The sequence below is a fragment of the Rothia sp. QJM3NY_36 genome (assembly GCF_056173115.1).
Map to the genome: position 1 here is coordinate 958,245 of NZ_CM149658.1, position 17,919 is coordinate 976,163.

Sequence of the window (17,919 nt, forward strand, 5' to 3'; positions counted from 1 at the left end):
CAGATGACGCACGCGGCCTCCGGCAAGACCCGCCTGGCCGGCATCGGCTTCGAGGACCTCACCGGCGCCCAGCGCTGGCTGCAGGCCCGCGAGCTGGAGGGCATCGATCGGGAGGCGCTGCTGGAGGGCCTGCGGCTGAGCCCCTCCCCGGACGCGGCCCTGAAGTCCCTGGTGCGCCTGCTCGGGGATCACCCCGCCGGACTGGCCGAGGCCGTGGACCGCGGCAGTGCGGCGCCCGCCCTGTACCGGGTGCTCGGCGCCTCCGAGGCGCTCGGGGACTTCCTGCTGCGCCGCCCCGAGCACCTGGACCTGCTCACCGGGGACCCGCAGCGCCTGCCCGAGGTCCGCGGTCAGGAGATGGCCCGGCAGTACCGGGAGGACCTGCTGCGCTGCGTGGGGGCCGATCCCGACCACCGGATGCCCGTGGCCGAGACCACCGGGGAGCAGGCTCAGCTGGCCCTGCGCACCGCCTACCGGGCGGCGCTGACCCGCATCGCCGTCGCGGACCTGCTCGCCGAGGACCCCCTCGCCGAGCTCGAGCGGATCGCGGCGTGCCTGGCCGACCTGGCCGGGGCCGCGCTGGAAGCCGCCCTGGCCGTGGCCCGCGCCGAGATCGCCCAGACCTACCCCGAGGTCTCCCGGGTGGCGCTGGCCGTGATCGGGATGGGCAAGTGCGGGGCGCGGGAGCTGAACTACATCTCCGACGTGGACGTGATCTACGCCGTCGGACCCGCCCAACCGGACCCGGACGAGGCCGACGGGGCCGACGACGCCGACGATGCGCAGCCGCTGGAGGAGCAGCGGCTCGTGCGACTGGGTGAGGAGCTGGTGCGGGCCCTGACCCAGGTGATCCACGGCGTCGGCCCGGAGCCGGCCCTGTGGGAGGTGGACGCCAACCTGCGCCCCGAGGGCAAGGACGGCCCGCTGGTGCGCACCGTGGACTCCCACCGCGCCTACTGCCGCCGCTGGGCCGAGAACTGGGAGTTCCAGGCCCTGCTCAAGGCCCGCCCGATCGCCGGGGACCCGCAACTGGGGCGGCAGTACCTGGAGGCCGTGACTCCGTTCGTGTGGGAGGCATCCAGTCGGGAGGGCTTCGTCGGCTCCGTGCAGGCCATGCGCCGGCGGGTCAGCGACCACATCCCCGAGGCCGAGCGGGAGCGGCAGATCAAGCTCGGGATCGGCGGGCTGCGGGACGTGGAGTTCACCGTGCAGCTGCTGCAGCTGGTGCACGGGCGCACCGATGAGCAGGTGCGCACCCGCGGCACCCTGGAATCCCTGCGCGCCCTGGCCGAGCGCTCCTACATCTCCCGGGAGGACGCCCGGGCCTTCGCCGACCGCTACCGCTGGCTGCGCCTGCTGGAGCACCGGGTGCAGCTGCGCCAGCTGCGCCGCACGCACCTGATGCCCGCCCGGGAGCGGGAGCAGCTGGCCGTGGCCCGGGCCATGCAGGCCCCGCAGGAGCGCACCCGCACCACCGCCGAGGAGCTGCTGACCCGGTGGCGCGAAGCCAAGCGCAGCGTGCGCGGGCTGCACGAGGCCCTGTTCTTCCGGCCGCTGCTGGCCGCCGTCGCCCACCTGTCCGCCGCGGAGGTAGCCCTGAGGCCCGACGCCGCCCGGGACCGGCTGGCCGCCCTGGGCTACCTGGACCCGCAGGGGGCCATGCGCCACATCGAGGCGCTGACCCGCGGGGTCAGCCGCCGGGCGGAGATCCAGAAGACCGTCCTGCCGGTGCTGCTGGGCTGGTTCGCCCGCGGGGTGGACCCGGACGCCGGGCTGCTGAACTTCCGCCGCGTCTCCGAGGAGCTCGGACAGACCCCCTGGTACCTGAAGATGCTGCGGGACTCCGCGACCGCCGCGCAGCGGCTGTGCGAGATCCTCTCCTCCTCCCGCTTCGCCACGGACCTCATCGAGGTGGAGCCGGAGGCCATCGCCTGGCTGGACAAGGACGAGCAGCTGCGCCCGGAGACGCTGGAGGAGCTGTGGACCGAGATCCGGGCCAAGGTCTCCCGGCACCGGGACGCCCAGGAGGCCGTGCGCGCGGTGCGCCTGATCCGGCGCCGGGAGATGCTGCGCACCGCGATGGGGGAGTGCACCGGGGTCCTGGACGCCGAGCAGATCATGCGGGGCCTGTCCGACGCCGACCAGGCCGCGATCCTGGGCGCCCTGCACGTGGCCGAGCGGGAGCTGTACGAGGAGCAGGGCGAGCCGGTGCTCACCGATGTCGTCATCATCGGGATGGGTCGGCAGGGGGGCGCGGAGATCGGCTACGGCTCGGACGCCGACGTCATGTACGTCCACCGCGCCCGCGACGGCGCCGGGGAGCAGGAGGCCCTGCGCCAGGCCGAGCGGCTGGTGACCCGCACCGTGCAGCTGCTCAAGGGACCGGTGGAGCCGGCGATCCGCGCGGAGCGGACCCTGGTCATCGACGCGGACCTGCGCCCGGAGGGCCGCTCCGGGCCGATGGTCCGCTCCCTGGACTCCTACGCCGAGTACTACGCCCGCTGGTCCGACACCTGGGAGCACCAAGCGCTGCTGCGCGCCCGCCCCCTGGCCGGCTCCGACGAGGTCGCCGAGGCCTTCGTGCGGATCATCGACCCCTACCGGTACCCCGCCGAGCTGCCGCCGCGCCGGATCCAGGAGATCCGGCGGATGAAGGCCCGCGTGGAGGCCGAGCGGATGCCCCGCGGGGCGGATCCGACCCGTCAGCTCAAGCTCGGCCGGGGCGGGCTGTCCGACGTCGAGTGGCTCGTGCAGCTGCTGCAGCTGCGCCACGCCCACGAGCACCCCGAGCTGCGCACCACCAGCACGCTGCGGGCCCTGCGCGCGGCCGTGCCCCTCGGGCTGATCGGCGCGGAGGACGTCCACGTGCTGGAATCCGCGTGGCTGCTGGCCACGCGCGTGCGCGGCGGCGTCGTGCTGCGCACCGGGCGCGCCTCGGATTCCCTGCCGACCGCGCGCCGGGACCTGGAGGCCATCGCCCGCTGGGTCGGCTGCGCCGAGGGCGGGGCCCGGGTGCTGGAGGAGGACTACCTGCGCCTGACCCGCCGGGCCCGCGGGATCTACGAGAACCTGTTCTACGGGCCGCTGACCCGGTGAGGGCCCGCGGTCGGGCTCAGTGCTTCTCCGCCCGGGAGATCTGATCCGCCAGATCCTCCGGGGACAGATCCGCCGCGGAGAACTCCGGGGTCACCGGCAGGTGCAGGCGCAGCTCCGTGCCGGGGCAGATCTCCACCCGCGCCTCCTTCAGCTTGAAGTCGATCACGTGCCCGCCCACCTGGCGGGTGGAGTCGATGAAGTGGGCGTGGCAGCCCGGCACCGAGATGCCCTGCTCGTAGATCGGGGTGCGGAAGGCCACGATCGTGCCGATGAGGTCGTCGAACTGCACGATGTCCTCGTTGTCCGTGGCATCGACCATCTTCGGGTACGGCTTGGACTGCTTGATCACCGTGCGGGTGCGCACCCACTCGAAGGAGCCGCGGATCTTCAGCGCGTACATGTAGTTCTTCGACACCGTGAGGTCGTCCAGGATCTGCGAGGCGGTGGCCCGCAGCAGGTCCCGCGGCAGATCCCGGCGGATGGTGGGCACGAAGTTGGTGACCACGGCGTAGGGGGTCCGCTGGGACAGGGCGGCCTCCTGCACGGAGCCGTCGTGGCGCATCTGGTAGGCGGTGCCGTCCAGCACGATCATCTCCCCGTCCAGCCCGTCGAAGGTGCCCAGACCGAAGTTGCCGTGGCCCAGCAGCTCGCCCACGGTCATCTCCCCGTCGTAGATCCCGTCCAGCAGGCCCGCCATGAGCCCCGTCTGGAAGACCTCGTTGCGGTACATGATCTCGCCGTGCAGCTCTTTGGGGGACCGGGACATGGGGGCTCCTTCATACGCTCAGACAGGATGCGCGGCGGGACTCGCCCGACGCTCACCTCCCACTCTAGGGCCGTGCGGCCGCGGGCCGGCCGATACCATGGTGGGCATGGATTACCTCTCCACCCGCGACCCCGAGGCGGCCCCCGCGTCCTTCACCGACATCCTGCTGCGCGGACTGGCCCCGGACGGCGGCCTGTACCTGCCGGTGCGCTACCCGCAGCTGGACGCCTCCACCCTGCGCTCCTGGCGCACCCTGCTGGCAGAAGAGGGCTACGCCGCGCTCGCCGCGCAGATCATGGAGCTGTTCGTGGACGACATCCCCGCGGAGGATCTGCGGCGGATGGCCGAGCGGGCCTACGCCCCGGAGAAGTTCGCCGACCCGCAGATCGTGCCCGTCACCCCGCTGGAGGACGGTCTGCACCTGGCTCACGTCTCCGAGGGACCCACCGCGGCGTTCAAGGATATGGCGATGCAGCTGCTCGGCGAGCTGTTCGAATACGAGCTGGCCCGGCGCGGGGAGACCCTGAACATCCTGGGGGCCACCAGCGGGGACACCGGGTCCTCCGCGGAATACGCGATGCGCGGGCGCGAGGGCATCCGGGTGTTCATGCTGACCCCGAGGGGGCGGATGACCCCGTTCCAGCAGGCCCAGATGTTCGGGCTGGATGACCCGAACATCGTCAACGTCGCCGTGGACGGGGTGTTCGACGACTGCCAGGACCTCGTCAAGGCGATCTCCGCGGATGCGGCGTTCAAGAGGAAGCACCGCATCGGCGCGGTCAACTCCATCAACTGGGCCCGGCTGCTCGCCCAGATCGTCTACTACGTCTCCTCCTGGCTGCGGGTGACCACCGCGGAGGACCAGCGGGTGAGCTTCTGCGTGCCCACCGGGAACTTCGGGGACATCTGCGCGGGGCACATCGCTCGGCAGATGGGGCTGCCGATCGACCGGCTGATCGTGGCCACCAACGAGAACGACGTGCTCGATGAGTTCTTCCGCACCGGGAACTACCGGGTGCGCTCCGCCGCGGAGACCGCCGAGACCTCCAGCCCGTCCATGGACATCTCCCGGGCGTCGAACTTCGAGCGGTTCGTCTTCGACCTGCTGGGCCGGGATGCGGCTCGCACCTCGGATCTGTTCGGCACCCAGGTGCGCCGCGGCGGGTTCAGCCTGGCCGGCACCGAGGAGTTCGAGGACGCCGCAGGCCGCTTCGGCTTCCTCTCCGGGCGCTCCACCCACGCGGATCGGGTCTCGACCATCCGGGACGCCCACGAGCGGCTGGGGGTGCTCATGGACCCGCACACCGCGGACGGCGTGACCGTGGCCCGGCGGCACCGCGATCAGGTGGACACGCCCATCGTCTGCCTGGAGACGGCCCTGCCGGTGAAGTTCGCGGACACCATCCGCGAGGCCATCGGCCGGGATCCGCAGATCCCCGAGCGCTTCGCCGGGATCATGGAGGCCCCGCGGCACGTGGTGGACCTGCCCGACGACGCCGAGGCCGTGAAGGACCTGATCCGCGAGCGCATCGCCGCCGTCGACGTGCGCTGAGGACCCGGACGCCGCTCGATAGGGGAATAGCGCGGCAGACTATAGGCCGTATTCCATGTAGCAGCTCTGGATCTCCCCGGAGGTGGCGGTGTCGTGATCCAGGTTCTCGCAGTACGCGCGGGGGATGGTTGGTTCCTCCGCGTCGGGTGTGTGGTCCTCGGGGTTCCCGAGGTTGGCGGGGTCGCGGGGGTCGACGCCGCTGGCCCAGTCGCCCAGTCGGTTCGCCGAGCAGTAGGCATAGACCTGCTCCGCCAGCTCCGGCGAGTACGGTGCCGCGTCCTCCTTCCAGACGTCCGCGATGCATCCGCCGCCGTTGGCGAAGTAGGACTGCACCGTCGCGGCCGCCGACTGCTGCGTCTGAACCTGCTCTGGATCTGGAGCCTCCGCAGCTTGAGCGGGTTCGGTGGCGACAGCCTCCGTGGTCTCCGGAGCCACCGGTGCAGACTCGGTCGCGGCGGTGGTGGGGGCCTCGGCGGGTGTCGCGCTCGCGGACGCTGCCGCCGGTCTCGCGGACATACTCGGGGAGGCGCTGGCCGACGCCGAGCTGCTGGTGTCGGTGGCGTCGTCGCCGCCTCCACAGGCGCTCAGCGCGAGGGGCAGCAGGGCCAGCGCGGCGAACCCGCGGGTGCGAGTGGTCATGGGTGCTTCCTTGCTTTCGGGAGGATGATGGGCGGGAACAGTGAGTTGGTCTCGAGGTCCAGCATGACAGGCCCGCGGCCAGTCGGCGTACCGTGACGCGCCATCGGCGGTCCTTCGCAGGCGGGCCCGCTCCTCGAGCGGTAAGTCCGCGGATCCGGTCATGTAGCACACCCAGGGGGACTTCCAGTGCGTCCGCGGTGGTTGCTAGTGTCGCGCGTCATTAATTCGTTGACAGTATGGGATGATGGCATATGCCGTCACCTGTGCTGGAGATCAGCGAAGAGGACCGTGCGACCCTGACCTCGTGGACACGGTCGCGGACGTTGCCGGCGGGACGTGCGCAGCGTGCGCGGATCGTGCTGGCCGTCGCGGCGGGGACGGGCACCTCGGCAGTGGCGCGGCATGTCGGGGTCTCGCGTCCGACTGTGATCAAGTGGCGTGACCGGTTCGCCGTCGACGGGCTCGCTGGCCTCGAGGACGAGGAGCGTTCGGGCCGACCGAAACGCATCGATGATGCCGTGATCATCGCCACCACGCTCGAGCCGCCACCGGCCAAACTCGGGGTGACGCATTGGTCCTCGCGGTTGCTGGGCAGGCACTTGGGGATCGGGGATGCCACCGTCGCCCGTGCCTGGCGCAAGTACGGGGTCAAGCCATGGCGGCGGGAGACGTTCAAGTTCTCCACAGACCCGGAGCTGGAGGCCAAGGTCCGCGACGTGGTCGGGCTGTACCTGAACCCACCGGAGAAGGCGGTCGTGCTGTGCGTGGATGAGAAGTCCCAGATCCAGGCCTTGAACCGGACCGCGCCGATCCTGCCGCTGCGACCAGGCTTGCCGGAGAAGGCGACCCACGACTACAAGCGCAATGGCACCACCACGCTGTTCGCCGCTATCGAGGTAGCCACCGGTGCGGTGACCGACCAGTGCTACGACCGGCACGGTAAGGCCGAGTTCCTCGACTTCCTCAAGAAGGTCGCCAGGGCTTACCCGCGCCGGGAGCTGCACGTGGTCCTGGACAACTACCACACCCACAAGCACGAGGACATCAAGCAGTGGCTGGCCAAGCACCCGCGGATCACGTTGCACTTCACCCCGACCAGCGGGTCCTGGCTCAACCTCGTCGAGGTTTTCTTCGGGATCATCACCCGACAGGCCATCCGCCGCGGCTCCTTCGACAGCGTCAAGCAACTCGTCACAGCGATCAGCACCTTCATCGACGGCTGGAACGAGCGCTGCCACCCATTCATCTGGACCAAGACCGCCGAGGAAATCCTGCCCCACGCCACCCGTCAAACCAGTTCAGGCGCGTGACATCAGAGACCGAACGCGCCGCCGCCGACGAGGATTGCGACGCCCAGTCCGATCAGGACGATGGGGAAGAGGATGTGCTCCCGCCGTTCGAGGACCTCGGCGATGGGTCGACGCGTGGCGACGAACTTGGCGGTGGCCACCAGCACTGCCACGAGCACGAGGAAAACGATGCAGAAGGTGATGACAGCGGGAGTACTGATGTTGAGGAAGACCGGGACGTAAACGCCGATGTTGTCCCCACCGTTGGCGAAGGTGACGCCGGCGACGGTCGCCACGGCAACGCTCTTACCTGACACGGCGGCATCATCGTCGTCGCCCTCGCCGCGGTAGACCTCCCACGCAGCCCAGAGACCCAGCGCGAGGGGGATGAGCCCAAAGTAGGGAATCGCCTCCTCTGGCAGCGCCCACCCCGCCCCCAAGGTCACCACGAGTGCGGCGGCGAGGATCCCGACGAAGCCAAGGTATTGCCCGGCCAAGATCTTCGCGGTCGTCCCGGGGCGTCCGGCACCTCGGGCGAAGAAGAGCGAGAGCACGATGATGTCGTCGATGTTGGTCGCGATGAAGAGCCCGATCGCTTGGAGCAGCGCCGCGGCCGTCATGCGCCGGACCTGCCGTCGTGGCAACCAGGCACCTCGCAGGCGACGTCGAGGCAGGGGGCGTCCGCGTCGACGGCCAGCTTGACCTCGACCAGCTCGGTGAGCGCACGTGCGAGGTGGGGGTCAGCGATCTCGTAAAGGGCCTGGCGGCCCTCATGGGTGGCGACCACGATCCCGCAGTCCCGCAGGCAACCCAGGTGGTTCGACACATTCGAGCGCGTCAGGTCTAGCGCGTTGGCGAGCTCTGCCGGATGCGCGGGGCACGCCAGAAGCGACAGAAGGATCCGTGAACGCGTGGGGTCGGCCATCGCCCGGCCCAGACGCTGCATGGCGTCTAAGCGGGAAGCAAGAGTCAGCATGCACTGAACGATACAGTAACCGCTGAACTACAATCGCCCCACCCAACTCGTCAAACAAGTTCAGACGCGTGACACTAGGTGCCCCGTTCCGACTGGCATTGCGAGCCGTCCCGCATCGTGGGTCGTTCGGTGGGCTGCTGCGCACGGTTACGGCCATCGTCTATTCCCGGCCGCACCGCATCATGTTGCATCCGGCGTTCGGCATCCCGCTATTCCTGCTCACCTACTACGGCCTCTACCTCAGCGACCTCGGCTCCCGGCTCCTCGGGACCTGGGCGGGCCACAACGGCCTCGAGATCGGCTTCCTGGCCGCAGGGGTCCTGTTCGCCGTCCCGATCCTCACGGTCGGACCGGGGCCGGTCCACCCCACCCATCTCGGCCGGATGCTCGACGTCTTCGCCGAGATGGCCCTGCACGCGTTCTTCGGCGTGCTGATCATGATGACACCGACGACCGTGGTCGCCGCGTTCGCCGCACCCCCACGGTCCTGGGGAATCGATCCTGTCGCCGACCAGCAGATCGCCGGCGGGCTTGCCTGGTCCTACGGCGAGGGACCCGCCACCGCGATCGTCGCATATCTGGTGTGGCGATGGTACCGCTACGACTCTGCCAGGTCCGCTTCAGCCGACCGCGACGCCGATCGGAGTGGGGACCCCGAACTGGCCGCGTATAACCGATACCTGGCCGTCCTCGCAGCACGTGACGGCCGTGGTGATACCGAGACGACGCAGGCGGGACGGGGCTCAGATCGGTAGTGCCGGCCCGGACCTGCGATAGTGCCGACTCCCTCGCTGTGAGAAGCGGACTCGACACCGTCGCAGCGTCGAGATGAGGCCCCCCTGCCTGAATTGCGGACGGCTGGCCTGGCGTTCGTCCGCGGGACGGGCAAGTTCCTCGCCGGGCGGTCGGTCCTGTGCCTTGCCTACGATGGGGTTTCGGGGTCATCCTCGCGGTGCAGCAGCCGGGCCTGCGGGACTGGTCGGACACGGCCCCCGGGACGGTATCAGCCGGCGCGGGCGCACGACAGCTGATCCGTCCACGCCGCGAGTGCGCCGGAAAGCGGCGACCAAGTGTGGCGACCGCATGAGTGGGGCCGGCCGGCACCTCGGAACTGGTCGGCCGTTGATCATTCTTGCCTGTGCGAGGCAGAGTCGCCGCGCCCGGCCGGCTCCGGGGAGCCGCCCATCATGCGCAGCATGCCGATACTGCCGGTGCGGAGGAACACGGTCAGCAGGGCGGCGGCGAGTGCGAGGAAGGCGATGTTCAGCCAGGTGGTGTAGTTCCAGCTGATGCCGGTCTCGGCGACCGCCAGGCTCCGGTCGTGCGGGACCATGCCGAGCGGGCCGAAGATCAATTCGACGGCGTACCCGGCGATGACCATTGCGGCGTAGAAGACCAGGCAGATCCGGGACGTGGCCTTCCAGCCGTAGTACTTCTTGTAGATGAGGATGATCGGGATGATGATCAGGTCGGCGAACAGGAAGCTGACCACGCCGCCGAAGCTGATCCCGCCGTTCCACAGCACCGCCGCCAGTGGCACGTTCCCGACCGAGCAGACGAAGCTGATCACGGCCAGCAGTGGCCCGATCAGCGGGCCCAGCACGAACGAGGCGACCGGGTCTTCGGTGAAGAACACTGCCTGCAGCCAGGCCTTGGGCACCCAGGCGGCGAACGCGCCGGCGATCAGCAGGCCCAGCACGATGTCGCGGAGCACGGCCGCCCAGTCCATCACGAAGTAGCGCGAGACCGCGGTCACGCCGTCCCGGGAGAGCAGCCGGGCCCAGAATCCGGCGTCGCCCTGGACGGACATGTCCATGGCGGCGTGGCCCTCCATCGACCCGGCGAGCCTCTGCTCGGCCTGCCGCCGCGCCGCCTCGACGATCCGGCCGCGCATCCAGAGCCTGAATCCGAGCGCGACCAGCACGATCATGATCGGGCCGCCGACGAACTCCGCGGCGGTGAACTGCCAGCCCATCACGAACCACAGGACCAGCCCGAGCTCGAGCACCAGGTTGGTCGAGGCGATCTCGAAGGCCATCGCCGCCGCGAAGTCCGCGCCCTTGCGAAACAGCGCCCGGGCCAGCGCGACCGCGGCGTAGGAGCAGGACGAGGACGCCGCGCCGAACAGTGCGGAGACCGCGATCGATCTCGGCGAGTCGTCGGCCATCAGCTGCGTGACGCGCTCCTTGCGCACCACCGCCTGGATGACGCCGGACAGCGTGAAGCCGAGCACGAGGGGCCAGAGGATCTGCCAGCCCATCGAGCCGGCCATCGCCAGCGCGTCGACGGCTGCGCTCAGGACGTCCATCAGGATTCGTTCCTCCCGGCAACACGGTCAGCGACTGTTCGGCCATCCGGTCCCGTACCCGGACGCGGCCCGTCCACGCGCGGATTGCGCCGAGCTGCCTGAGAAACCGGGACGACGATGCTGGTGGCGCATCGGCGTCGCCGCGGCCAGCGGCTGGCCCCGAGCACCTACCTAGCCGATGCTGAGACCAGCGAGCTGCTCAGGGGTGCCGGTGACGACAAGGCGCAGGTCGGCGTGGTCGTCGTCGATCTGCCAGTCGACGAACGAGCAGCAGGCGCTCTCGGTCGCGACCAGATCGCGCAGCCGCCGCGCTGAGTCGCCGGTCCGGGCGTAGTGCACGACCAGTCTGGCCTCTCCGCGCTCGACCTCGAGGAGGTAGTCGTCGTCGAAGGCTCGCCACCTCTCGAGCTGCTGCTTGCCCGCGGTCGGCGCGAGCGCGCAGGCGATCGGCAGCCCGCCCAGCGGTCCGACCGGCGACTCGAGCCCCGTCACCGCCGACGTCGGCGCGCGACCGATGGCTGCGCGCAGCTGATCGACGGTCGGCGACCCGGCCAGCCCGGCAGGAGTGCGGAACACCCGGCAGGCGAGCCCGACCGGTGTGTGCTCGTCGGCGAAGGGGTCGACGCCGTCGACGAGGACGGTCGGGGACCCGTGGAACTCGAGGCGGGCGGCGTCGTCGGCGGTCTCGACTCGCTGATGCGCGACGCGGACGTCCGATCGGCCGTCGAGGGCCTCGGCGAGCCGCCGGTCGATCACCTCCCAGTTCGGGCACCCGTCGAAGTACTGCAGCGTGATCTCCAACATCTTCTCCTCTCAATCCTGTCTGCGGCTCGGCAGCCGTCGTCAGCTCCGCTCGCCAGCCTCTTCGGAACTGAGCCGTGCCGAAGAACTCGGGGAGTCTTCTGGCGATGAGCCGTCGTGGAGCATCAGGAACGCCCCGGTGACCGCGCCCACGACGATGACGATGTCGGCGACGTTCCCGATGAACCAGTCGCCGTAGGCCAGGAAGTCCACGACGTGGCCGCGGGCGAAGCCGGGGGCGCGGAAGAGCCGGTCCCCGGCGTGCGAGGCCGCCGCACCGCCGACGGCACCGATCACGACCGCCCACCGAAGACGCCGGACACGGAACGCGAAGACGACCGCGGCGACCGCGGCCGCGACAGCGACCAGCGCGAACACCCAGGTCGAGCCCTCACCGAAGGAGAACGCCGCACCGGGGTTGTACGCCAGCTGGAGTCCCAGCAGCTCGCCGACGAGCGGGATGCGCTCCTGCGTCGAGAGGGTGGCCTCAGCCCATGCCTTGGTCCCTTGGTCGACCAGGACGACCAAACCGCCGAGCAGGAAGGTCCCCGCTACCAGGAGCGTCCGCCTCGGACCATGAGCGATCCGGGCAGTGGACCCGCGGACCGCGTCCTTCGCCCGCATCAGCCCGCTGCCTGAGGCTTGCGGGCACGCGCGGCGCGCAGCCCGTTGGCGATGACGACGACCTCGGCGACCTCGTGGACGAGGACGACCGCGGCCAGGCCGAGCACGCCGGTGATGGCCAGGGGCAGCAGCACGGTGATGATCGCCAGGGACAGCACGATGTTCTGGTTCATGATCGCCCGGCCGCGGCGGGCGTGGCGCAGCGCCTGCGGGATCAGGCCGAGGTCGTGGCCGGTGAAGGCGACGTCGGCGGACTCGATCGCGGCGTCGGAGCCGGTCGCTCCCATCGCGATGCCCACGGTCGCCCCGGCCAGGGCGGGAGCGTCGTTGATGCCGTCGCCGATCATCGCCGTGGGCGAGGCCTCGGAGAGCTGGGCGACGATGCGGGCCTTGTCCTCGGGCCGCAGCTCGGCGTGCACGTCGCCGATCCCGGCGCGCTGCGCGAGCGCGTGCGCGGTGCGGGCGTTGTCGCCGGTGAGCATGCTCACCTCGACGCCCTGGGCCCGCAGCGTGCGCACGACCTCGGGGACCTCGGGGCGCAGCTCGTCGCGGACGCTGATCGCCCCGGCCAGGCGGCCGTCGACGGCCACGAGCACGCAGGTCTGTCCCTCGGCCTCCAGGTCCTCGACCCGGGCCTTGAGCGCCCCCGCGTCGATCCAGCGGGGGCTGCCCACCGTCACCCGGCGGCCGTCGACCAGGCCGCCGATGCCGTGCCCGGCCTCCTCGGCCACGTCCTGCGCGGCGGGGGCTGCCTGGCCCGCGGCGGCGATGGCGGCGGCCAGCGGGTGCGTCGAGTGCTGCTCGACGGCGGCGGCCCAGGCGAGCACCTGGGCGTCGTCGAAGCCGTCGGCGGCGACGACGGCGGTGACCTCGGGCCGGTTGCGGGTCAGGGTGCCGGTCTTGTCCACGGCGAGGTGGCGGATGCCGCCGAGGCGCTCGAAGGCGGCACCGCTCTTGATGACGACGCCGAACTTCGTCGCCGCCCCGATCGCGGAGACCACGGTGACGGGCACCGCGATCGCCAGCGCGCACGGGCTGGCGGCGACGAGGACGACCAGGGCGCGGGTGATCCAGGTCTCGGGGTCGCCGAGCAGCGAGCCGAGCACGCCGACCAGGACGGCGAGGACCATCACGCCGGGCACCAGCGGGCGGGCGATCCGGTCGGCGATGCGCGCGCGTTCGCCCTTCTCGGCCTGGGCCTGCTCGACCAGCTCAACGATGGTGGTCAGCGAGTTGTCGGTGCCCGCCGCGGTCGCCTCGACCTCCAGCACACCCGCGGTGTTGATCGCGCCCGCCGACACCGCGTCATCGGGGGCGACCTCGACCGGGATCGACTCGCCGGTGATCGCCGAGGTGTCCAGACTGGAGCGGCCGGACCGGACAGTCCCGTCGGTCGCGACCCGCTCGCCCGGGCGGACCAGCAGCACGTCGCCGACGGCGATCTCCTTCGCCGGGATCTCGACCGAGGCCCCGTCGCGCAGCACGGTCGCGGTATCCGGCACGAGCTTGAGCAGCGCGCGCAGGCCGCCGCGAGCGCGGTCCATCGCCTTGTCCTCCAGGGCCTCGGCGATCGAGTAGAGGAACGCCAGCGCGGCGGCCTCCTCCACGTAGCCGAGGATCACCGCGCCGACGGCGCTGATCGTCATCAGCAGCGCGATCCCCAGCCTCCGCCTGACGACCAGGTTCCGCAGCGCGCCGGGCACGAACGTGTACGCGCCCAGCAGCAGCCCCGCCCAGAACGCGACCAGCGCCGCGACGTGCAGCCCCGACCACTCCAGCACCAGGCCGGTGCCGAACGCGACGCCGGAGAGGATCGGCACGACCAGTCCCGGGTCGCGCCACCAAGGGCGCTCGGTCTCCTCGGCTTCCTCGGATGAGCTGGTGGTCGGCTCGTCGCAGCCGCAGGCGGCGCTCACGAGGCGTCCCCCGAGCCGGTCGCGGCGCAGCAGCCCGGCACCGAGCACTGCGGGTCGATGCACGGCGCGCTCTCGTCCACGGCCAGCGTCACGTCCACCAGCGCCGTCAGCGCCGCGGCCAGGTGCGGGTCGGCGATCTCGTAGCGGGTCTGACGGCCCTCGGGCTCGGCGACCACGATCCCGCAGTCGCGCAGGCAGGTCAGGTGGTTGGACACGTTCGAGCGCGTCAGCCCGAGCTCGCGCGAGAGCACGGCGGGGTGGCTCGGGCCGTCGAGCAAGGACATCAGGATCCGGGAGCGCGTCGGGTCCGCCATGGCCCGGCCGAGCCGGTTCATGACGTCGAGACGCGAAGCAATAGTCAGCACACGCTGAACTATACAGTGATCACTGACCAGACGGCAAGGTTGGCGGGCCGATCCAGCGGGGAGCCGCGGCCGCATAGGCGTCGAAGGCGGCACCGAACTTCTCCCGCAGGGCGCTCTCCTCCGCCGGGATCTGGATCCGGTCGATCAGGGCGACGAAGCCGGCGGCGGGCAGGAGCGCCGCCCACGATCGGCGAAGGGCCGCGTGGGCGAGGAGCAGCCCGGCCATGACCGTGTACATCGGGTTCCGCGTGAGGCGGAACGGCCCGGTCGTGACCAGCGCCTCTGCCCGGTCGACGGCGAGGGGGTCGACGGTCGTGCCCCGGCGTCGGAACGCCGTGGTCGATGAGAGCAGCAGCCCTGCCGATGCCGCGGCCATCGCGCCAGCCGTTGCCCGCGACAGCGCGGTGCTCGCCGACCCCCGCGCGATCAGCCCCTGAGCCGCGGCCGCGCCGGCGGCCAGAAGGAGCGGCGGGACGCGCGTCATGATCGAGACCCCTCGGCGGTCCGAGCAAGAATGGTCATCATGCGATGACCATACAGGATGCGCTGACGCATCGGTCATGCGATAATCTGCGCATGGACGCAGATAAGCAGATGTGCGGGCTGGACCCGGACTCGCCGTTCGTGGAGCTGGCGGTGGAGGTGTTCGGGCTGCTCGCGGACGCGACGCGGGTGCGGATCATCCTGGCGCTGCGCGGCAGCGGGGAGGTGTCGGTCAACCATCTGGCCGACATCGTGGACAAGTCCCCGGCGGCGGTGTCGCAGCATCTGGCGAAGCTGCGGATGGCGCGGATCGTGTCGACCCGGCAGGAGGGGCAGCGGGTGTTCTACCGACTGGAGAACGAGCACGCCTCGCAGCTGGTGTCCGACGCGATCTTCCAGGCCGAGCACTCCATTGCGCAGGGCCAGCCCCCGGCGCACCACCACCAGGAACGGGAACGAGCATGACCCGGCACGACCACGCCCATCCGCACGACGCCGTCGAAATCGAGCCCGGGCACGATCATGACCATGAGCCCGACCACGATCATGATCGCGGCGATGGGCATGGCCACGGCCACTCGCACCCGACGGGACTCAAGGGATTCCTCTACGGGATCTTCGTGCCGCACTCCCACGACGCCGCGGACTCGATCGACGACGCGATGGAGGCGAACGCAGAGGGCGTCCGGGCGCTGAAGATCAGCCTCGTGATCATGATCGCCACCACCGTGGTGCAGGCGGTGATCGTCGCCTTCTCCGGCTCGGTCGCGCTGCTGGCCGACACGATCCACAACCTCTCCGACGCGCTCACCGCGATCCCGCTGTGGATCGCGTTCGCACTGTCAAGGCGGGCCGCGACGCGGAAGTACACCTACGGCTTCAACCGGGCCGAGGACCTCGCCGGCCTGTTCATCGTGCTGATGATCGCGCTGTCCTCGATCGTGGCCGCCTACGAGGCGATCGACCGGATGATCAACCCACGCCCGATGGAGAACATCGGCTGGGTGATCGCCGCAGGGATCGCCGGGTTCCTGGGCAACGAGGCGGTCGCGGTGTACCGGATCCGCGTGGGCCGGAAGATCGGCTCGGCCGCGCTGGTCGCCGACGGCGTGCACGCCCGGACCGACGGGTTCACCTCGCTGGCGGTGGTCGCCGGCGGGATCGGCGTGCTGCTGGGCTTCCCGCTGGCCGACCCGATCGTCGGGCTGCTGATCTCGGCGATGATCGCGGTGCTGCTGGTCGGCACTGTCCGATCGGTCGGCCGGCGGCTGATGGACGGCATCGAGCCCGAGCTCCTCGACCGGGCCGAGCACGCCCTGGAGCACCTGACCGAGGTCGAGTCGGTGGAGCAGGTGCGGCTGCGGTGGGTCGGCCATCGCCTGCACGGCGACGCCCTGCTGCGCACGCGGTCGCTGAGCCTGGCCGAGGCCGACCGCGTGGCGGCAGAGGCGGAGGCGTCGGTGAAGGAGCGCATGCCGAACGTGGACGAGATGGCGGTGCGGGTCACGGGGTCTGCGGCCTGACACCGAAACGCAGATGACGCGCCCTCACTTGATGCCCTCACTTGGTGAGAGGCAACGCGGCTGCCCGCACGGGTGGTCGATGCCGGAGCTGCCGATCATGACTCCTGCTGCCCATCGCGGCAAGGGTGCCGCGGCCAGCAGTCATCACCTCACCTGCCCGAGCCCGGGGCGGCGAGCCGGCGGGTCGGGCTCGGAACGCGGTCAGATCACGGTGACGAATCCGCTGACGACCTGCCGGATGACGCCCATCAGCCAGCCCCAAACGCCGGTGATCATCAGCGCCCCGGTCGCGATCATCAACAGGCCGCCGATCCGCATGATCAGTTCCTGCCGGGCCCGCAGGAAGGCGACGGCACGGCTGATGCGCTGGAAGGCCACCGCTGCGACGATGAACGGCACGCCGAGCCCGAGGGTGTAGGCCACGGCCAGCCATGCGCCCTTGGCCGCGCTGCCCGCGTTCAGCGCCATCGTCAGCACCGCGCCGAGCGTCGGGCCGGTGCAGGGCGTCCATCCCAGGCCGAAGATGAGACCGACCAGCGGAGCAGCGGCGAGGCCGACCCGAGGCAGCCGGGTGGGCCGTAGGTCGCGCTGGCCGAAGCGGACCAGGCCGGCGAAGATCAGGCCAAGCACGATCATGATCGCGCCCATCGCGCGGGTGAGGGGTCCCTGCCATCGCAGGACGATGCCGCCGAGAGCCCCGGCCAGGGTGGCGCTGCCGACGAACACGACGCCGAAGCCGGCGACGAACAAGACGGTCCCCGCCAGCGCGCGCCACATCCTCGTCCGCGGTCGAGCGGCCACGATCTCGGCGGCCGACAGGCCGGTTGCGTAGGAGATATATCCCGGCAGCAGCGGCACCACGCAGGGCGAGAAGAACGACACGAGGCCGGCCAGGAACGCGACCGGCAACGCCAATGGCATCGCCCCGCTGACCGTCTGCGCGGCCCAGCTTCCCAGTGACTCGAGCACCAGATTTCCTTTCTCGTGGTCTGTCGACTCCCGGGCCGGCCGCAGCGCTGGTCGATGCCTGGGGCCGGTCGGCTACTTGCCGTTGGCGGTGTCGGTGATGAGCGCGGCGAGGGTGTCGCGATCCACGGGTCCGGTGATGCGGGCAGCGCTGCGCCCTGCGCGGTCGATCACCAGGGTGGTCGGGATGGCCGTGGTGGACAGCTGCCCGGAGAACTTCACCAGCTGCTTGCCCTCGGGGTCGAAGATGCTCGGGTAGGGGGTCTTGAAGGCGCGGGTGAAGGCCTGCGCGGCTTCGCGGTCGTCGCGGATGTTGAGGCCGACGAACCGGGCCGTCTTGGCCGTGTCACGGCTCGCGGCGGCGAGGTCGGGGGCCTCCTTGCGGCAGGGCCCGCACCAGGACGCCCACACGTTGACCACGACCACCTTGCCGGGATGGTCGGTGGTCACGTTCCCGCCGGTCCTGACGTCGGGCCCTTCGGCGGTCGAGGCGGGCTTGCGCTGTCCGGGTTGATAGAGCTGCACACCACACCGGAGGCCGGCCCGGCGGAGCCGTCCTTCGACGGCGAGGCGGGGTCTATGGACTTCGTGCAGCCCGCGGCCAGCCCCAGGCTC

Annotated in this window: 18 protein-coding genes; 6 read left to right on the forward strand and 12 right to left on the reverse strand. The window is 70.8% G+C overall.

Annotation, left to right across the window (positions count from 1 at the left end; translation table 11 throughout):
- Positions 1 to 3 precede the first annotated feature (3 nt).
- Positions 4 to 3,096 (forward strand): bifunctional [glutamine synthetase] adenylyltransferase/[glutamine synthetase]-adenylyl-L-tyrosine phosphorylase, encoded by a 3,093-nt coding sequence (locus tag AC0VXQ_RS04175; RefSeq protein WP_058731773.1) that lies wholly within the window; start codon positions 4 to 6, stop codon positions 3,094 to 3,096.
- Positions 3,097 to 3,112: 16 nt separating this feature from the next.
- On the opposite strand, the gene budA is transcribed toward AC0VXQ_RS04175, so the two are convergent.
- The gene (budA, locus tag AC0VXQ_RS04180; protein ID WP_058731774.1) at positions 3,113 to 3,862 is read right to left on the reverse strand and encodes an acetolactate decarboxylase; all 750 of its coding nucleotides are present in this window, start codon (positions 3,860 to 3,862) and stop codon (positions 3,113 to 3,115) included.
- 106 nt (positions 3,863 to 3,968) lie between these two features.
- Here budA and thrC point away from each other — a divergent pair, with 106 nt between their 5' ends.
- Positions 3,969 to 5,414 carry a threonine synthase gene (thrC, locus tag AC0VXQ_RS04185; RefSeq protein WP_058731775.1) on the forward strand — a complete coding sequence of 482 codons (1,446 nt, stop codon included), beginning with the start codon at positions 3,969 to 3,971 and terminating at the stop codon, positions 5,412 to 5,414.
- 39 nt (positions 5,415 to 5,453) lie between these two features.
- On the opposite strand, the gene AC0VXQ_RS04190 is transcribed toward thrC, so the two are convergent.
- Positions 5,454 to 6,053 (reverse strand): hypothetical protein, encoded by a 600-nt coding sequence (locus AC0VXQ_RS04190; RefSeq protein WP_058731776.1) that lies wholly within the window; start codon positions 6,051 to 6,053, stop codon positions 5,454 to 5,456.
- Between the two features lie 251 nt (positions 6,054 to 6,304).
- On the opposite strand from AC0VXQ_RS04190, the gene AC0VXQ_RS04195 reads away from it, so the two are divergent.
- Positions 6,305 to 7,363 (forward strand): IS630 family transposase, encoded by a 1,059-nt coding sequence (locus tag AC0VXQ_RS04195; RefSeq protein WP_006947314.1) that lies wholly within the window; start codon positions 6,305 to 6,307, stop codon positions 7,361 to 7,363.
- A 2-nt stretch (positions 7,364 to 7,365) separates the two neighbouring features.
- On the opposite strand, the gene AC0VXQ_RS04200 is transcribed toward AC0VXQ_RS04195, so the two are convergent.
- On the reverse strand, positions 7,366 to 7,962 hold the full coding sequence (locus AC0VXQ_RS04200) for a cadmium resistance transporter (RefSeq protein WP_006947316.1): 597 nt from the start codon (positions 7,960 to 7,962) through the stop codon (positions 7,366 to 7,368).
- Positions 7,959 to 8,288 (reverse strand): Cd(II)/Pb(II)-sensing metalloregulatory transcriptional regulator CmtR, encoded by a 330-nt coding sequence (gene cmtR / locus AC0VXQ_RS04205; protein WP_144695002.1) that lies wholly within the window; start codon positions 8,286 to 8,288, stop codon positions 7,959 to 7,961. Before cmtR (AC0VXQ_RS04205) ends, AC0VXQ_RS04200 begins: the two co-directional genes overlap by 4 nt.
- A 98-nt stretch (positions 8,289 to 8,386) precedes the next feature.
- On the opposite strand from cmtR (AC0VXQ_RS04205), the gene AC0VXQ_RS04210 reads away from it, so the two are divergent.
- Positions 8,387 to 9,073 carry a cytochrome c oxidase assembly protein gene (locus AC0VXQ_RS04210; RefSeq protein WP_074046523.1) on the forward strand — a complete coding sequence of 229 codons (687 nt, stop codon included), beginning with the start codon at positions 8,387 to 8,389 and terminating at the stop codon, positions 9,071 to 9,073.
- A 371-nt stretch (positions 9,074 to 9,444) separates the two neighbouring features.
- Here AC0VXQ_RS04210 and AC0VXQ_RS04215 read toward each other — a convergent pair whose 3' ends face one another.
- From AC0VXQ_RS04215 to AC0VXQ_RS04240, 6 genes are all read right to left on the reverse strand, one after another.
- A complete protein-coding gene (locus tag AC0VXQ_RS04215; RefSeq protein WP_058731092.1) occupies positions 9,445 to 10,626 on the reverse strand; it encodes a permease in 1,182 nt (393 codons plus the stop codon).
- A 171-nt stretch (positions 10,627 to 10,797) separates the two neighbouring features.
- Positions 10,798 to 11,430, reverse strand: a complete 633-nt coding sequence (locus tag AC0VXQ_RS04220; protein WP_311197648.1) for a hypothetical protein — start codon at positions 11,428 to 11,430, stop codon at positions 10,798 to 10,800.
- 39 nt (positions 11,431 to 11,469) lie between these two features.
- On the reverse strand, positions 11,470 to 11,955 hold the full coding sequence (locus AC0VXQ_RS04225; RefSeq protein WP_242650672.1) for a signal peptidase II: 486 nt from the start codon (positions 11,953 to 11,955) through the stop codon (positions 11,470 to 11,472).
- Positions 11,956 to 12,050: 95 nt separating this feature from the next.
- Entirely contained in the window at positions 12,051 to 13,967 is a 1,917-nt protein-coding gene (locus AC0VXQ_RS04230; RefSeq protein ID WP_038569906.1) for a heavy metal translocating P-type ATPase, read from the reverse strand.
- Positions 13,964 to 14,332: a Cd(II)/Pb(II)-sensing metalloregulatory transcriptional regulator CmtR gene (gene cmtR, locus AC0VXQ_RS04235; protein WP_038566113.1), complete on the reverse strand. Its 369-nt coding sequence runs from the start codon at positions 14,330 to 14,332 to the stop codon at positions 13,964 to 13,966. The genes AC0VXQ_RS04230 and cmtR (AC0VXQ_RS04235) overlap by 4 nt, the downstream gene beginning before the upstream one ends.
- 19 nt (positions 14,333 to 14,351) lie before the next feature.
- Entirely contained in the window at positions 14,352 to 14,816 is a 465-nt protein-coding gene (locus AC0VXQ_RS04240; protein WP_038566116.1) for a methyltransferase family protein, read from the reverse strand.
- 92 nt (positions 14,817 to 14,908) lie between these two features.
- Here AC0VXQ_RS04240 and AC0VXQ_RS04245 point away from each other — a divergent pair, with 92 nt between their 5' ends.
- Positions 14,909 to 15,280: an ArsR/SmtB family transcription factor gene (locus tag AC0VXQ_RS04245; RefSeq protein WP_099049768.1), complete on the forward strand. Its 372-nt coding sequence runs from the start codon at positions 14,909 to 14,911 to the stop codon at positions 15,278 to 15,280.
- Positions 15,277 to 16,338 (forward strand): cation diffusion facilitator family transporter, encoded by a 1,062-nt coding sequence (locus tag AC0VXQ_RS04250; protein WP_038566119.1) that lies wholly within the window; start codon positions 15,277 to 15,279, stop codon positions 16,336 to 16,338. Before AC0VXQ_RS04245 ends, AC0VXQ_RS04250 begins: the two co-directional genes overlap by 4 nt.
- Positions 16,339 to 16,539: 201 nt before the next feature.
- Here the strand turns inward: AC0VXQ_RS04250 and AC0VXQ_RS04255 are convergent, their stop codons facing one another.
- A complete protein-coding gene (locus AC0VXQ_RS04255) occupies positions 16,540 to 17,307 on the reverse strand; it encodes a cytochrome c biogenesis CcdA family protein (protein ID WP_224800058.1) in 768 nt (255 codons plus the stop codon).
- 72 nt (positions 17,308 to 17,379) lie between these two features.
- Positions 17,380 to 17,829 carry a TlpA family protein disulfide reductase gene (locus AC0VXQ_RS04260; RefSeq protein WP_051805394.1) on the reverse strand — a complete coding sequence of 150 codons (450 nt, stop codon included), beginning with the start codon at positions 17,827 to 17,829 and terminating at the stop codon, positions 17,380 to 17,382.
- Positions 17,830 to 17,919 lie beyond the last annotated feature (90 nt).

Excerpts from the sequence above, each read along its gene's own strand:
- AC0VXQ_RS04220 (WP_311197648.1), bottom strand. The coding sequence starts at position 11,430 with ATGTTGGAGATCACGCTGCAGTACTTCGACGGGTGCCCGAACTGGGAG.
- AC0VXQ_RS04250 (WP_038566119.1), top strand. The coding sequence starts at position 15,277 with ATGACCCGGCACGACCACGCCCATCCGCACGACGCCGTCGAAATCGAG.
- AC0VXQ_RS04190 (WP_058731776.1), bottom strand. The coding sequence starts at position 6,053 with ATGACCACTCGCACCCGCGGGTTCGCCGCGCTGGCCCTGCTGCCCCTC.
- AC0VXQ_RS04195 (WP_006947314.1), top strand. The coding sequence starts at position 6,305 with ATGCCGTCACCTGTGCTGGAGATCAGCGAAGAGGACCGTGCGACCCTG.
- AC0VXQ_RS04175 (WP_058731773.1), top strand. The coding sequence starts at position 4 with ATGACGCACGCGGCCTCCGGCAAGACCCGCCTGGCCGGCATCGGCTTC.
- cmtR (WP_144695002.1), bottom strand. The coding sequence starts at position 8,288 with ATGCAGCGTCTGGGCCGGGCGATGGCCGACCCCACGCGTTCACGGATC.
- AC0VXQ_RS04245 (WP_099049768.1), top strand. The coding sequence starts at position 14,909 with ATGGACGCAGATAAGCAGATGTGCGGGCTGGACCCGGACTCGCCGTTC.
- AC0VXQ_RS04240 (WP_038566116.1), bottom strand. The coding sequence starts at position 14,816 with ATGACGCGCGTCCCGCCGCTCCTTCTGGCCGCCGGCGCGGCCGCGGCT.
- AC0VXQ_RS04215 (WP_058731092.1), bottom strand. The coding sequence starts at position 10,626 with ATGGACGTCCTGAGCGCAGCCGTCGACGCGCTGGCGATGGCCGGCTCG.
- AC0VXQ_RS04200 (WP_006947316.1), bottom strand. The coding sequence starts at position 7,962 with ATGACGGCCGCGGCGCTGCTCCAAGCGATCGGGCTCTTCATCGCGACC.
- budA (WP_058731774.1), bottom strand. The coding sequence starts at position 3,862 with ATGTCCCGGTCCCCCAAAGAGCTGCACGGCGAGATCATGTACCGCAAC.
- thrC (WP_058731775.1), top strand. The coding sequence starts at position 3,969 with ATGGATTACCTCTCCACCCGCGACCCCGAGGCGGCCCCCGCGTCCTTC.